General features: G+C 62.4%; 15 protein-coding genes and 1 other RNA gene. 6 read left to right on the top strand and 10 right to left on the bottom strand.

What is annotated here, in order from left to right; translation table 11 throughout:
* The first annotated feature begins 216 nt into the window (after positions 1–216).
* A complete protein-coding gene (locus SO156_RS25435; protein WP_458144151.1) occupies positions 217–426 on the top strand; it encodes a hypothetical protein in 210 nt (69 codons plus the stop codon).
* A 64-nt stretch (positions 427–490) separates the two neighbouring features.
* On the opposite strand, the gene SO156_RS25430 is transcribed toward SO156_RS25435, so the two are convergent.
* The 3 genes from SO156_RS25430 to aspT (SO156_RS25420) form a co-directional block, all read right to left on the bottom strand.
* Positions 491–628, bottom strand: coding sequence for a hypothetical protein (locus tag SO156_RS25430; protein WP_458144152.1), 138 nt, complete (start codon positions 626–628; stop codon positions 491–493).
* A gap of 131 nt (positions 629–759) precedes the next feature.
* Positions 760–2454, bottom strand: a complete 1695-nt coding sequence (gene aspT, locus SO156_RS25425) for an aspartate-alanine antiporter (RefSeq protein WP_458144153.1) — start codon at positions 2452–2454, stop codon at positions 760–762.
* 16 nt (positions 2455–2470) lie between these two features.
* Positions 2471–4162: an aspartate-alanine antiporter gene (gene aspT / locus SO156_RS25420; protein WP_498536637.1), complete on the bottom strand. Its 1692-nt coding sequence runs from the start codon at positions 4160–4162 to the stop codon at positions 2471–2473.
* A 327-nt stretch (positions 4163–4489) separates the two neighbouring features.
* Between aspT (SO156_RS25420) and aspD the strand changes: the two genes are divergently transcribed.
* The 3 genes from aspD (at position 4490) to SO156_RS25405 (ending at position 6852) form a co-directional block, all read left to right on the top strand.
* Complete coding sequence (aspD, locus tag SO156_RS25415; protein WP_498536636.1) at positions 4490–6103, top strand: aspartate 4-decarboxylase; 1614 nt, start codon at positions 4490–4492, stop codon at positions 6101–6103.
* A gap of 92 nt (positions 6104–6195) precedes the next feature.
* Complete coding sequence (locus SO156_RS25410; RefSeq protein ID WP_498536635.1) at positions 6196–6417, top strand: hypothetical protein; 222 nt, start codon at positions 6196–6198, stop codon at positions 6415–6417.
* Between the two features lie 123 nt (positions 6418–6540).
* A complete protein-coding gene (locus SO156_RS25405) occupies positions 6541–6852 on the top strand; it encodes a hypothetical protein (RefSeq protein ID WP_498536634.1) in 312 nt (103 codons plus the stop codon).
* Between the two features lie 281 nt (positions 6853–7133).
* On the opposite strand, the gene feoB is transcribed toward SO156_RS25405, so the two are convergent.
* The 7 genes from feoB to ssrA all read right to left on the bottom strand — a co-directional run bounded on the left by feoB (position 7134) and on the right by ssrA (position 12725).
* Complete coding sequence (gene feoB, locus SO156_RS25400; protein ID WP_498536651.1) at positions 7134–9005, bottom strand: ferrous iron transporter B; 1872 nt, start codon at positions 9003–9005, stop codon at positions 7134–7136.
* A gap of 36 nt (positions 9006–9041) precedes the next feature.
* Positions 9042–9353, bottom strand: a complete 312-nt coding sequence (locus SO156_RS25395; RefSeq protein ID WP_498536633.1) for a FeoA family protein — start codon at positions 9351–9353, stop codon at positions 9042–9044.
* Between the two features lie 121 nt (positions 9354–9474).
* Entirely contained in the window at positions 9475–9729 is a 255-nt protein-coding gene (locus SO156_RS25390) for a ribbon-helix-helix domain-containing protein (RefSeq protein ID WP_458144159.1), read from the bottom strand.
* The gene (locus SO156_RS25385) at positions 9726–9914 is read right to left on the bottom strand and encodes a DUF4169 family protein (RefSeq protein ID WP_458144160.1); all 189 of its coding nucleotides are present in this window, start codon (positions 9912–9914) and stop codon (positions 9726–9728) included. The genes SO156_RS25390 and SO156_RS25385 overlap by 4 nt, the downstream gene beginning before the upstream one ends.
* 274 nt (positions 9915–10188) lie before the next feature.
* Entirely contained in the window at positions 10189–11619 is a 1431-nt protein-coding gene (gene fumC / locus SO156_RS25380; RefSeq protein WP_498536632.1) for a class II fumarate hydratase, read from the bottom strand.
* 87 nt (positions 11620–11706) lie between these two features.
* Positions 11707–12225: an SspB family protein gene (locus SO156_RS25375; protein WP_458144162.1), complete on the bottom strand. Its 519-nt coding sequence runs from the start codon at positions 12223–12225 to the stop codon at positions 11707–11709.
* Positions 12226–12359: 134 nt separating this feature from the next.
* Positions 12360–12725: a transfer-messenger RNA gene (gene ssrA / locus SO156_RS25370) on the bottom strand.
* A gap of 86 nt (positions 12726–12811) precedes the next feature.
* Here ssrA and SO156_RS25365 point away from each other — a divergent pair.
* Both SO156_RS25365 and SO156_RS25360 read left to right on the top strand, forming a co-directional pair.
* Positions 12812–13414 (top strand): chromate transporter, encoded by a 603-nt coding sequence (locus SO156_RS25365; RefSeq protein WP_498536631.1) that lies wholly within the window; start codon positions 12812–12814, stop codon positions 13412–13414.
* Positions 13411–13941, top strand: coding sequence for a chromate transporter (locus SO156_RS25360; protein ID WP_458144164.1), 531 nt, complete (start codon positions 13411–13413; stop codon positions 13939–13941). The genes SO156_RS25365 and SO156_RS25360 overlap by 4 nt, the downstream gene beginning before the upstream one ends.
* Positions 13942–14010 lie beyond the last annotated feature (69 nt).

The raw sequence follows: 14010 nt of genomic DNA, 5'->3' as shown, positions 1-14010 counted from the left end.
GTCACAAGGGCGGAAAATCGGAAAGCGATAACGTGACGACGTCAGATCGAACGTGAACCGTTTCAAGTTCAACTTGATACCTGTTTCCCAGACCGAGCGTCTCCAGTTCCAACAGTCGCAAGATTGGCCTTCGTTCCAGTATTCACCGATTGACGCGAAACATTTTCTCGCTCCGTAACTTAGGTTAATCGTGGGGCCGACCAAAGAAGTCGCGTCATGGAACCGATCAGCCGAATATCGGACCGCATCGACCATAAGACTGCCCGGTCGATCTGCGACGAGGTGGGTGACAGGTTGCAACAGAACTTATCTCGCCAAACTTCGCCCCTGCCGTCCTATCTCGAACGTCTCATCGATGAGTTGCGCAAACAGGAGCGTCGTCAAAATGATGGCGTCGAAAGCTGGCGCGCCCTGCGCGCCCGTTGACTGGCGCGGCCGTGTGAGGGTGACGTCAGCGCGGAACGGAGCTGCCGCATTTCGAGGCAACTGCCTAGTTCATCTTCCTGCGAAACTTCTCCGCGATCTGACGTTGCAACTCGGCGTATTCTTCCGCGACCTTGCGCGCGTCTTCTGTACGATCTGGACGCTCTCGCTCCCGTGGCGGCTTCTTGTCGTCATCCTGATCCATCGGCACTCCTCCACGCCGCGCAACGGCAGAGGACCGAAATCGTTCCTATTGGCGCGATAAGGACACTTTTGCCATCGCTGGCTCTTCACGTTGCCGCCGATAATCGCCCTTGCCGGTAGTGCTGTGTTGGCTCAGGCCGCAAACACAAGAACCATGACCGAGCCCCAGGTTGTGAGCAGGATGTTCGCGATGGGGTAGGCCGGTGTATAGCCAAGCACGGGAACCGGGCTTCCCGATCGCTCCTGGAGGGCGGCCATTGCCGCCGTGACCGTTTGCGCCCCGGTCAAACCGCCGAGCAGAAGGATTGGGTTCATGCGCAAGACGAAATGACCGAAGCAGAATCCGACGATCTGCGGCAGCAGGGTCACTACCATGCCGCCGAGCAGCAGGCCGATGCCCGATTCCCGCAAGGCGGAGAGGAAGATCGGTCCGGCATGGATCCCGGTGAGCCCGACAAACGCGGCTAGTCCGAGTGACGTCATCAGGCTGATGGCGCCGTCCGGAATCCGACCGAAGCGCGGATTGAGCGTGCGGAGGTAGCCGACCAGAAGCCCGGCAAGCAGCGTGCCGACGCTCGTGCTCAGCGCGATCTTGATACTGCCGACAGGAAAACTCACGAGAACACCAAAGATGCCGCCGAAGAAGATGGCGAGCCCCAGCACCACGAAATCGATGCTAGTACTGGGGGCAACGATGACACCGATATTCTTCGCCGCGTTCTCCACGACCGGTTCGGGGCCGACGATGCGCAGCAGGTCGCCACGCTGCAGGACGACGCCGGGAGCAATCGGAAGCTCTTGGCCGCCCCGGCTCAACGAGCGCAGATAGAGGCCGCGTGTCCAGTCCTGCTGTGAGGCCTCCTGCAGGTTCATGCCGGCAAGCTTGGCATCGATCAGGAAAACGTCAGCGGAGATCAGGGGAATGTCGAGCAGCCCTCTGTCCTCGACCTCCTCGGCGCGGGCGCCGATCAGTTCCACGATGATCTGGCGCGGCGCCGATATCGTGATGACGTCGCCTGGCACGAGGATGGTGCCGGGCTCCGCCTGGAGGATGCGTTCTTCTCGGCGAATCCGATGGATGAACAGGCGGTACTCGGGCAGGCGGGCTTCGGCGGCCGCGACTGTCGATCCGGCGAGGGGAGAGTGCTCGTCCAGCCGATAGGCACGCAGCTCGAATTTTCGCCACGCGGACGCCAGACCCGGCTTCGTGCGGGTCATTCCCAGCGACTGCTCGAGCTTGAGCGCTTCTTTCCGCAGGTCGATCTTCAGGAGTGCCGGCGCGACCACCGTGCAGAACGTGATCACGCCCGCATAGCCGAAGATGTAGCAGACCGCATCGGCGACCGCGATGTGCGAGACATAGAGGGCACGCTGCGCTTCGGGCGCCGAGAGGCCGTTGACCGCGTCGGTCGCCGTTCCCATCGCCGCACTTTGACTGAGCGCCCCCGACATCAGTCCTGCTGCAAAGCCGGGATCGAGCCCGAGTATTCGTCCCACGACAATTGCGGCTGCAAGGCCGGTGAGGCACACCACGACGGCGAGCAGCATCGGCTTCAGCCCGTCGCGCTTCATCGCCTGCACGAATTGCGGACCGACGGAATAGCCGACTCCGAACAGAAACAGCAGAAACAGGAAGGATTTGGTCATGCTGGAAACGGGCACATGCGCGAAGTCGCCGACCACCAGGCCGGCGAACAGCGAGCCCGTGACCGGGCCGAGACTGAAGGCTCCGATCTTGAAGCTTCCGATCCAGTAGCCCGCGGCGATCACGAGGAACAGCGCGAGCTCCGGATAACGGACGAGAAACTGCTCCAGCCAGGTCAGCATCTCGGGCAGCCGGTTTCTATGCCATCAACATGACGAGCACCATGCCCCAGATCGTCAGCAGCGTGTTTCCAACCGCGTAGGTGACGGTATAGCCAAGCCCCGGAATCTGGCTCCTGGCGCGATCGTTGATCATGCCGAGCGAGGCAGTGGTGGTGCGTGCGCCGGAACAGCATCCGAGCACGATGGCGTCATGGAATTTGAACAGGTATTTGCCGACGTACATTGCAAGGATCAGCGGCACGGTTGTTACCGCGACGCCCCAGAGGAAGAGGCCGATGCCAAGCGCCTTCAGGCCGGCAACGAAGCCCGGTCCCGACGAGATTCCGACCACGGCAATGAAAACATTCAGGCCGACGGAGTTCATGAACCAGACGGTAGGTGAGGGGATTCGGCCAAAGGTCGGCCGCACGGAACGCAGCCAGCCGAAGAACAGTCCTGAGATCAGCGCACCGCCGGAGGTGGACAGCGTGAGCGGCACGCTGCCAATCTTGTAGACGATCGCGCCGACCAGCGCGCCGATGGCAATGGCGGCACCGATAAAGGCAACATCGGCAACATCGGTTGCCCGATCCGGCCGGCCAAGCATCTTTGTTGCGGCCGCGACATCGGGCGTGCGTCCAACGATGGTGACGATGTCGCCCCGGTTCAGCTTGGTGTTGGGGAGGATGGGGATCTCGACCGCGATCGCGCCCCTCGTGATCTTGCGCAGGAATACGCCGCGCGATGCCGGACTCTTCGCCAGTTCCTCCAGGGTCTTGCCGTCGACGTCCTTGCTGGTCACGTAGACGTCGACACCTTCGATCGGCATGGCGAGCAGCTCGCGATCGTCGACTTCCTCCGCCTGTTCGCCGATCAGCTGGACGAGCACGTCGCGCCGGCCTGCCACGGCCACGACATCGCCCGCGTGAATCACGGCATCGGCGATGGCGTCGATGATCTTCCCGTCCTGTCGCAGCCGCAGGATGAACACCCGCTGATCGGGGACCAGCGCCTCGGCCTCCTGCACCGTCTTGCCGACCGCCGGGCCGCGTTCACGAACGCGGAATGCACGGACCTCGAACTGGTGCCACGCGGTGCCGGGACCGCCCAACTGCTTCTTGCCGCCGTGCTCCTCTTCATATTTCTTGCACGCCGCTTCGAGATCGATGCCGAGCAGGGCCGGGCCAAGCAGGGCGAGGACGATCGCGGATCCGACGGTGCCGAAGATATAGGTGACCGCGTAGGCGACGGGCATGCCGTCGAGGATTTTCTTGGTTTCTTCCGGCGACAGCCCGAGCCGGTTGATGGCATCGGTCGCCAGCCCCATGGACGCCGAGATCGTCTGCGAACCGGCATAGAGTCCGGCGGCCGAACCGACATCGTAACCGGCAATCTTCGCCCCGACATACGCGGCGAGAAGGCAGAACACGCAAACGACGGCGGCGAAAATCGCCTGGGGAACGCCGTCCTGCGCGATGCCGCGCACGAATTGCGGCCCGACGCCGTAGCCAATGGCAAACAGGAACATCAGGAAGAAGAATGGCTTGAGCGGGCCCGTGATTGTGATCCCGATCTGGCCGATGATAACAGCGGCAATCAGTGTCGCGGTGACGGCCCCCAGTCCCAGGCCCTTGTAGGTGAAGGAGCCGAAATAGTAGCCCAGGGCCAAGGATAGGAAGATCGCGATTTCCGGATAGCTCTTGAGCGTCTGAAAGAACCAGTCGACCATGATTGCACCCCTTCATGCCATCGGCACGCGCCCGCTTCGCTCCGGCGCCACGTCCCGGATTGAAGACCCAGCGACGAGAGCTGAAGCCGTATCGGTCAACATGAAGAGACGGTTCGAAAGGGGAATATTGATTTATATCAATCGCAGCTATTGAGCCTTGCGGCATTTGCGACCCACCGACGAAACGGCCTCGCCGCTTTGCAGGATGACGGCGCTTCGGAGCGTTATCGCCGCCTGGGCCTTGAGGTAGATCAAGGGACACCGCCGGCTGCTGATCATCCTGAGTGCGATCGCGCGGGCGAACTTGCACAGCTCGGGGAGTGTCACATGGCCGATATCTTGACCTTGAAGAAATTCGAGGCGCTGAGTCCGTTCGAGATCAAGGACGAACTGATCAGTCTCGCCAAGGCAACGTCGAAACGGACGCAATCGGCGTTCCTGAACGCCGGCCGCGGCAATCCGAACTGGGTGGCCACCACGCCGCGCGAAGGTTTCTTCCTGCTGGGACAGTTCGCGATCACCGAAAGCAAGCGGGTCATGGAGCACCCGGCGGGGATTGGCGGCATGCCCCAGGCAAAGGGCATTGCTGCGCGGTTCGAAGCTTGGCTCGCCAAGCATTCCGACATGCCGGGCGCGAGCTTCCTTTCGGAGATGCTACCGTTTGCAGTCAAGAAATTCGGCTTCGACCCGGACGCCTTCGTCCACGAGCTCGTCGATTCCATCATCGGCGACAATTATCCGGTGCCGGACCGCATGCTGGTGCACAACGAAAAGATCGTGCACGAATATCTGATGTGGTCCGTTTGCGGCGAGCCGCGGCCGGCCGGCAAGTTCGACATCTATGCGGTCGAGGGCGGCACGGCGGCGATGTGCTACCTCTTCAAGTCGCTGAAGGCCAACCGCCTGTTGCTACCCGGCGACACCATCGCGCTGGGAACGCCGATCTTCACGCCCTACATCGAGATGACGCATCTGGAGGATTACGACCTCAAGGTCGTCCAGATCAGGGCGCCGCAGGAAAACAAATTCCAGTTCACCGACGAGGAAATCAAGAAGTTGGAGGATCCGAAGATCAAGGCCTTCTTCATCGTCAATCCGGCCAATCCCTCCGGGATGGGCGTGAGCCCGGAGACGATCGCCAAGCTTGGCAACCTGGTCAAGACCAAGCGCCCCGACCTCATGCTGCTCACCGACGACGTCTACGGTACTTTCGTTCATGGTTTCCGCTCGCTGCTGGGCGAACTCCCGCACAACACCATTGGCGTCTACTCCTATTCCAAATATTTCGGCTGCACAGGATGGCGGCTTGGCGCGATCGCCATTCATGAAGACAACATCTTCGACAAGATGATCGCGAAGCTGCCCGACGACGCTGTGAAGGCGCTCGACAAGCGTTACGGGCCGCTGACGCTGGAGCCGCGCAAGCTGAAATTCATCGATCGCATCGTTGCCGACAGTCGCGACGTCGCGCTCAATCACACTGCAGGCCTGTCGCTGCCCCAGCAGGTGATGATGAGCCTTTTCTCGCTCGCGGAGATGATGGATGCGAAGAAGGCCTACCAGGCTGCCTGCATGGAAATCGTCAACAAGCGGCTGTGGGCGCTGCTCGATGGCCTTGGACTCGCCGACAAGCTGTCGCCCAATCCCAGCTACGACGCATATTACGCCCTGATCGATTTCGAGTTCTGGGCCCGGAAGAACATCGGAGACGAAGCCGTCGACTATCTGAAGAAGCACATTCATCCGCTCGATCTTGCATTCCGTTTGGCGGAAGCCCACGGGATCGTGCTGCTGAATGGTGGCGGTTTCGATGCCCCCGAATGGTCGCTTCGTGTCTCCCTGGCGAACCTGCCGGACGATGTCTACGACGATATCGGACGGGGCGTTCGAACGATTGCCAGAGGATACCGGGACACATACGAGGCGGCGAAGGGCGGCTAAAGGAACGCGGCTACGGCAACGCCCGGATAGGGCGTTGCCCGTGCGATACTTTTGGATCGATGATCTTCCAGTGGCGATCATAGGAGGCAATGATGCCAATCCAGTTCGTGATGGACCGCAACGGCGATAGCCGTTATTCCTTCAACTCCGGCGACGCAGAGGAACTGGCCCAGGCGGAACGGCGGTTTTACGAGCTGACCGGGGTTGGCTTCACCGCGGCGGTCAGGACCAGTCAAGGTCAGGTATCGAAAGTCCGATCGTTCGACCCCACGGCGGAAGAAACACTCTTTTTTCCCAGGCTGATCGGCGGTTAGTCGCCTCCTATCATGTTTCGATTTCGACCATTGCCGTTGGGTAGCCGCTCCCGGATGAGAGCGACGAGAGCCCTTTTCATCAAGCACGGCTGGGAGACCACGCCCGAGGGGCGGTCGCTACGGATGCTGCGAGATTGGCTGTCGCAGGCGCAGCGAGAGCAGTTCGCAAGTAAGGGTTACTTCGATGTGGTCGGAGGAAACACCGGAAATCAGTACAGGATCTATACCGGCACCTCGGTCAATGTATGCGAGATTGACAAAAGAGGTCGCCTCCGCGAGGGGCTATGTTTCACGACGATTGGTGATCTCCCGATCGGCGACGTGATGCTTGCTCAGAAAATCGCACTGGAAGCATGCGAAGACGAGGTGCGCGCCCTGGCCAGGTGGTTCATTCCCAAAAGTCACCATTTTCGGCAAACCCAATCTCTCGGCTGACGGCGCGGATCGTGGTTGTCTCCGACCAGTGCCGAAGTCCATTGATGTCATCCCAGATCGAAACGCGATAGGAATTTCGGTCGCGTCGAGGTGCCCAAGTTGGGCGAAGCATGGGCAACTGCCGAGTCCTCGATGATGACATCGTGCCGGTGATTTGCCCGACGTGTCAACGGATTTTCCGAATATGCAGGCGGCGGCGCCGGACACCGCCGGCTACTTTGCATGGGGTTGTTTTCGAGATTTTGATTTTGAGGGGCCGGAGGCCCATCCAGCGCGAAGAATTACCCCGCGCCGAGCGCGACCGCGACGTTGTAGGTCGCAAGGCTCGCGGCATAGGCCAGCGCCAGCATGTAGGCGAAGGTGGTCGCCATCCATTTCCAGCTTCCGGTCTCGCGCCGGATCACCGCGAGCGTGGAGGCGCATTGCGGGGCGAAGATGTACCAGGCGAGCAGCGACAGGGCGGTCGCCAGCGACCATTTGGTCGCCAGCACCTGGCCGATCTGCTCGGCCGCTTCCTTGCCGCCTTCGATCGCATAGACCGTGCCAAGGGCTGCCACCGCGACCTCGCGCGCTGCCATGCCCGGGATCAGCGCCACCGCGATCTGCCAGTTGAAGCCGACGGGCGCGAGCAGCGGCGCGATGGCCTTGCCGAGGATCGCAGCGAGGCTGTAGTTGATGGCGGGGTCCGCTGCGCCAGCCGGCGGCTGCGGGAACGAAGCCAGGAACCAGATCAGCACCATCATCGAGAAGATCGTGGTGCCGGCGCGCTGCAAAAACATCTTTGCGCGCGTGAAGATGCCGATCGCGATCGATTTCAGCCGCGGCATCTTGTAGTCGGGCAGCTCCAGCATGAACGGAGCCGGCGCATAGTCGCGCAGCATGAAGAACTTGATCAGGAACGAGACGAGAAGCGCGCTGATGATGCCGGCGGCGTAAAGGCCGAACATCACGAGGCCCTGGAGGTTGATGAAGCCCCAGACCTGTTTCGCCGGAATGAAGGCGGAGATGATCAGCGTATAGACGGGAATGCGCGCCGAGCAGGTCATCAGCGGTGCGATCAGGATCGTGGTCAGCCGGTCGCGCCGGTTGTCGATCACGCGCGTCGCCATGATGCCAGGGATGGCGCAGGCAAAGCTCGAGAGCAGCGGAATGAAGGCGCGGCCGTGCAGGCCAGCGCCGCCCATGATGCGGTCCATCAGGAACGCGGCGCGCGCCATGTAGCCGAAATCTTCCAGCAGCAGAATGAACAGGAAGATGATGATGATCTGCGGCAAGAACACGATGACGCTGCCGACGCCGGAGATCACGCCGTTCTGCAAGAAGCTCTGCAACAGCCCAGTGGGCAGGGTGTCGTGCACGTACTGCCCGAGCGCATCGAACGAGGAGGACAGGAGCTCCATCAGCGGCTGTGCCCAGGCGAACACCGCCTGGAACATCACGAACAGGATCAGGGCGAGCACGATGAGGCCGCCGACGGGATGCAGCACCACGGCGTCGATCCGGGCGGTCCAGGTGTCGGGCCGGCTCGGCAGGCTGACGGAGGACGCGATGATGCGGTCGGCCTCGCGCTGCGTGGCGCGCAGCTCGGCGACGCTGAGCGGCCGCCACGTGTTCTCTTGCGGCTCGGACTGAATCTGCGCCGAGATCTCATCGGTCAGCTTGAGCAGGTCGGCAGTGCCGCCCTTGCGCACCGCGATCGAGGTGACCACGGGCACGCCGAGCGCGTCGGCCATCTGCGCCACGTCCACGGTGATGCCGCGGCGGGTCGCGATGTCGAACATGTTGAGCACCAGCACGATCGGTCGTCCGGTGCGCTTGAGCTCGAGCAGGAGACGGATGGTGAGGCGCAGATTGGTGGAATCGGCCACGCACAGCACGAGGTCGGGCCTCGCCTCGCCGGATGCCTTGCCGAGCACGATGTCGCGGGTGATCTCCTCGTCCGGGCTGCGGCCGCGCAGCGAATAGGTGCCGGGCAGGTCGACCACCGAGACCTGGCGTCCCAGGGGAGTAACGAAAAAGCCTTCCTTGCGCTCGACGGTGACGCCGGGATAGTTCGCGACCTTCTGCTTGCTGCCGGTCAGCGCATTGAACAGCGAGGTCTTGCCGCTGTTCGGCGTGCCCACCAGGGCGAGATGCAGCAGGGGAGATTCCATGGGATCGAAGGCGTGGGTCAAAGGTCCGGTCGCTCGTTACGCGACGATGATGGCCATGGCTTCGCGGCGCCGCACCGCGATGGTGACGTTGTCGACGCGCACCGCGATCGGGTCACGGCCGACGATGCCCTCGTGCAGGATCTCGACCTTGGCACCCTCGACGAAGCCGAGCTCGATCAGGCGGCTTTCCAGCTCGACGTCCGACAAAGCCGAGCCCGCACCGCTGGCGGAAAGATGCTGGATGACGCCCGAATAGCCGCGTTCGGCCAGCCCCAAGGGCAAACCCGAGGGCAAACTCGAGGGCAGCTGCGTGGACGTCTGCGGGCGCGTGATCTTGTCGTCGGTCATGCCCTGTATTTTCAACGGCAGCGAGAGAGGTCAAGCGCACTCACGCAGCCGGGACCGCACCTTAGAGTGATTATAAAGTGCGGGCCTCGCGGCGGAGTTTTGTCGAATGCCTTCGAGCGCTCTATTGCGCCGGGACCTTCTGCTCGGGCAGGACGGCCATAGCGCGGTTCTTGAAGTAATCGAGCACGAACAGGCGGATCGCGGACGACAGGTTGCCCTGCTGGCGATTGCTGTCGATCTCGCCGACCAGCTCCGACAGCGTCATGTTGCGCAGTCCGGAGATCTCCTTCATGCCGTTCCAGAAGGCCTCTTCCAGGCTGACGCTGGTCTTGTGGCCGGCGACGACGATCGATCGCTTGACGACGGGCGATTTCATGGCTGTTCCTCGCGCTCGATCCGATGCTGATCCAGGCGCTCCTTCGCTTGGGCCTCGCGCTTCTCCTCCGCCGATCGCTCGGCCTTGGTGCGGCCGAACTTCGTCCGGTTGGCCTCCGCCTGCTTCGCCGAGGCTTCCCGTTCGGCGCGCTTCCGGAAGCGGTTCAGGTTGATGACGTTCCCCATGCCGCGTCTCCATCAGCCAATCCTCGGCAGGCGGGATGAAATCGTTAGAAATGATGCACTGCGTTGTGTTCCATGAGACTTGATCGCCATTTGGTCCTCGTCAATCGGCCTCTGATACCATCAAACAATCAATTTCGCCCGGTCGTGGGCAAATACCGCCTAGCACGCGCCAAGGCCGGAACATTGACGGTAATCAAATCCCCTTGCTCGGATCTTATATTTCTTGCCGTTTTTTCCTCCGTATCTTTACGGAGGCCTATCGAAATCCGGCAATTCAGCCGGGGTGGGTCATCTTTTCGGGCTGGACCAGCCGCTCGAACTCGTCCGCCGAGACGAAGCCGAGTCGGAGTGCCTCTTCCTTCAGCGTGGTGCCGTTGGCGTGCGCCGTTTTCGCCACCTTGGCCGCGTTGTCGTAGCCGATCTTCGGCGCCAGCGCCGTCACCAGCATCAGCGAGCGCTCCATCAGCTCGCGGATACGCTTCTCGTCGGCACGGATGCCCGAAACGCAATGCTCGGTGAAGGAGCGCGCGGCGTCGGCCATCAGCCGGATCGAATGCAGCATGTTGTAAGCGAGCACGGGCTTGAAGACGTTGAGCTCGAAATGGCCCTGGCTGCCGGCGACGGTGATTGCAGTGTGATTGCCGAACACCTGGCAGCACACCATGGTCATCGCCTCGCACTGGGTCGGATTGACCTTGCCGGGCATGATCGAAGAACCGGGCTCGTTCTCGGGCAGGATCAGTTCGCCCAGCCCCGAGCGCGGGCCCGATCCCAGCAGGCGGATGTCGTTCGCGATCTTGAACAGCCCCGTCGCCACCGAATTGATGACGCCGTGCACGAGCACATAGGCATCGTTCGACGCCAGCGCCTCGAACTTGTTGGCAGCGCTGGTAAAGGGCAGTTTCGTGATGGTCGCGACGTGCCTGGCGAACAGTCTTGCAAAGCGCGGCTTTGAGTTGAGACCCGTGCCGACCGCGGTGCCGCCTTGCGCCAGCGGATAGAGATCCTTCACCGCGACCTTCAATCGCGCAATGCCGCTTTCGACTTGTGCGGCGTAGCCGGAAAATTCCTGGCCGAGCGTCAGCGGCGTCGCATCCTGGGTATGGGTGCGGCCGATCTTGACGATCTTTGCGAACGCCTTCTCCTTCTTGCGCAGCGCGACGAGCAACTCGGAGAGCGCTGGAATGAGATCGGCCGTGATCCGGCCGGCGGCCGCGATGTGCATCGCGGTGGGAAAAGAGTCGTTCGACGACTGACTCATGTTGACGTGGTCGTTGGGATGAACCGGCTTCTTGGCGCCGAGCTCGCCGCCGAGCAGCTCGTTGGCGCGGTTGGCGATCACCTCGTTGAGGTTCATGTTGCTCTGGGTGCCCGAGCCGGTCTGCCACACTACCAGCGGAAAGTGGTCGTCGAGCTTGCCCTCGACCACCTCGCGCGCGGCGCGGATGATGGCATTCGCGCGGCGCTGGTCGATGAGGCCGAGCTCGCGATTGGTCTGGGCTGCGGCCAGCTTGACGATGCCGAGCGCATGCACGAGCGAGATCGGCATGCGATCTTCCCCGATGCGGAAATTCTGCCGTGAGCGTTCGGTCTGCGCTCCCCAGTAGCGGTCGGCGGGGACCTCGATCGGACCAAAACTGTCGGTCTCGATACGGGTGGAAGAGCGGCGTGAGGTGCGGGTCGTCTTGTCCATGAGCACATCCATTCTGCCGCGCGGAATGCGCACAGCTTTTCGATGCTCATCTATATAGGTGGTTTGGCCGCGCTTGGCTCTCGCGCGGCGCGACCTCAATCATTTCTTGCGGAAGCGATCCAGCCGCACGACCTCGGCGCCGCCTTGGTTGGGCGCGGTGGGTTCGTCCTCGGCTTCCGTCTTCTCGGGAGCCGGCGCGGGGACCGAGACGGCCGAGGGAGCAGGGGCTGTGGGGAGTGCCGCGGGCGGCACTTCCGCCACATCGGAGGTGTCGAACTGGAGGCCGAATTTCACCGACGGGTCGAGGAAGCTCTTGATCGCGCTGAACGGCACCACCAGCCGCTCCGGGATGCCGCCGAAGGACAGGCCAACCTCGAAGCGATCATCGAGCACGGTCAGGTCCCAGAACTGGTGCTGGAGGATGATCGTCATCTCGTCGGGGTATTGCGCGAGCAGCCGCGGCGACAGCTTTACGCCCTCCGCCTTCGATACGAAGGTGATGAAGAAGTGATGCTCGCCCGGCAATCCGTGCGCTGCGGCATCGCTCAGCACCTTCCGCAGCACGCCGCGCAATGCGTCGCGTGCCAGCACGTCGTATCGGATATGATCGGTCGCCATTATGGATCCTGACTATCGGTCCTGTCGCATTTCCCGAGCCGGTGCCGCGCCGACTCGCCAAGCCGCAATGGTACCGCGCCCGACCGGCCAGCAGGAGTCCCCGCCCGCGAGAAAATGGTCGGGAGAAAAATGGAAGTGGAGGCTTCTGTTGCCAGGTGCCTCCGAACCCCGCCTAGCGGAGCTTAACCCGCTAGGGCTTTAGAGTGGTCTTTCAAACTGCGTTACGCAGCCTGAGCAACCGGAGCAAAGTTGTCGTTGGCAACTATTGCAGTAGCCCGATAACGGCGGAACAATACCGGGAAAAAGTACGCCCTTTACGCCCTCGTCGATCCTATTTCGCCCCCGCCAAAGCCCGCTCTGGGATAGCCCGCTGGTGGGCTTTGGTGGAGGCGCCGGGTACCGCCCCCGGGTCCGAATGGTTTATTGCGACGACCGTTTATTTCCATAGCCGGCAAGCCGGCACCCCCAATATAGGGGGCAAAGGTCGGGAAAGACAGGGGTTTGGCGAGAGTTCCTTTGGATAGGTGCTGGCCGCCCAGAAGGCCGGCCCTTGGCGCAGGCATACCCGGCCCCTTAAGCTGCCACGATGTCCTCGGATTCCGCACCGGCCGTTCAAGAGCCGGATATCCTCGCCAAGACCGTCCCACCGGGCCTCTTCGCCCTGTTCACGGCATTTGCCAGGATGTCGCTGGCCGGGTTCGGCGGCGTCCTGGTGTTCGCGAGACGGGCGATCGTGGAGGACCATCGCTGGATGACGGCGGACGAGTTCAACGAGACCTTTGCGCTCTGCCACTTCCTCCCCGGTCCCAACATCGTCAACCTGTCGATGGTGTTCGGCTCGCGCCTGCGCGGGCTTGCCGGTGGCGTCGCCGCCTTCGCCGGGCTGCTGGCGCCGCCGACGCTGATCATGACGGCTCTCGCTGTGCTCTACGCCCATTTCGGCGAGCTCGAGGTTTTGCGCCGGACCCTTGCCGGGGTGTCCTGCGCGGCCGTCGGGCTGCTGATTGCGGTGGTCTTTCGCATGATGACGCCGCTCCTGAGGCGTGCCGACGCGATTGCCCTCGTCCTGATGGCAGCCGTGTTCGTCGCGATCGGCGTGCTGCGGCTGCCGCTGCAAGCGGTGCTGCTGGTCGCGATCCCTGCCAGCATCGCCGTCACGGTTGTCCTGCGGCGGAAGGTATCAGCATGAACAGCGAGAACCCGATCTGGGCGCTGATCTCGACCTTCGGCCTGATGTCGCTGTTCGCGGTCGGCGGCGCGGCTGCCGCGGTGCCGGAGATGCACCGCATCGCCGTCGACGTGCATCACTGGATGACCGACAAGCAGTTCGCCGACGCCTTTGCGATCTCGCAGCTCTCGCCCGGTCCGAACGTCCTGATCGTCACGTTGATCGGCTATGCGGTTGCCGGCATTCCCGGCGCGCTCGCGGCAACGCTCGCGATGTGCCTGCCGACGGCTCTGCTTGCCTACTATGTGAGCCGCCTCCTCAACCGTCCCAGCCAATCGCGCTGGCCCGCCATGATCCAGGTTGCACTGGTTCCGCTGTCGATCGGCCTGATGGCGGCAAGCGCTCTGATCCTGGCTCAATCCACCACTCACACCGTGATTGCCGCGCTGCTGATGGCTTGCGTTGCGGTGCTTGCCTCGGTGTCGCGCATCAATCCGCTCTGGCTGTTGCTTGCCGGCGGCGTCTTGGGTTTTGCTGGCGTTGTGTGATGAAAGTCGCTAGGCAATGATGCTGGTGGTGGGGATCCAATTCCATCCAATAGAACAACAAGGCTCGTG

The sequence above is a fragment of the Bradyrhizobium sp. UFLA05-125 genome, from assembly GCF_059803515.1.
The sequence above is the reverse complement of the archived record's forward strand: the minus strand, read 5'-3'. Positions and strand labels throughout refer to the sequence as shown.

Coding starts and splice junctions, on each gene's coding strand:
- SO156_RS25430 (WP_458144152.1), bottom strand. CDS start 628: ATGGATCAGGATGACGACAAGAAGCCGCCACGGGAGCGAGAGCGTCCA.
- SO156_RS25395 (WP_498536633.1), bottom strand. CDS start 9,353: ATGACCGACGACAAGATCACGCGCCCGCAGACGTCCACGCAGCTGCCC.
- aspT (WP_458144153.1), bottom strand. CDS start 2,454: ATGCTGACCTGGCTGGAGCAGTTTCTCGTCCGTTATCCGGAGCTCGCG.
- SO156_RS25375 (WP_458144162.1), bottom strand. CDS start 12,225: ATGGCGACCGATCATATCCGATACGACGTGCTGGCACGCGACGCATTG.
- SO156_RS25385 (WP_458144160.1), bottom strand. CDS start 9,914: ATGGGGAACGTCATCAACCTGAACCGCTTCCGGAAGCGCGCCGAACGG.
- aspT (WP_498536637.1), bottom strand. CDS start 4,162: ATGGTCGACTGGTTCTTTCAGACGCTCAAGAGCTATCCGGAAATCGCG.
- SO156_RS25390 (WP_458144159.1), bottom strand. CDS start 9,729: ATGAAATCGCCCGTCGTCAAGCGATCGATCGTCGTCGCCGGCCACAAG.
- SO156_RS25410 (WP_498536635.1), top strand. CDS start 6,196: ATGCCAATCCAGTTCGTGATGGACCGCAACGGCGATAGCCGTTATTCC.
- SO156_RS25435 (WP_458144151.1), top strand. CDS start 217: ATGGAACCGATCAGCCGAATATCGGACCGCATCGACCATAAGACTGCC.
- feoB (WP_498536651.1), bottom strand. CDS start 9,005: ATGGAATCTCCCCTGCTGCATCTCGCCCTGGTGGGCACGCCGAACAGC.
- aspD (WP_498536636.1), top strand. CDS start 4,490: ATGGCCGATATCTTGACCTTGAAGAAATTCGAGGCGCTGAGTCCGTTC.
- fumC (WP_498536632.1), bottom strand. CDS start 11,619: ATGGATGTGCTCATGGACAAGACGACCCGCACCTCACGCCGCTCTTCC.
- SO156_RS25360 (WP_458144164.1), top strand. CDS start 13,411: ATGAACAGCGAGAACCCGATCTGGGCGCTGATCTCGACCTTCGGCCTG.
- SO156_RS25365 (WP_498536631.1), top strand. CDS start 12,812: ATGTCCTCGGATTCCGCACCGGCCGTTCAAGAGCCGGATATCCTCGCC.
- SO156_RS25405 (WP_498536634.1), top strand. CDS start 6,541: ATGCTGCGAGATTGGCTGTCGCAGGCGCAGCGAGAGCAGTTCGCAAGT.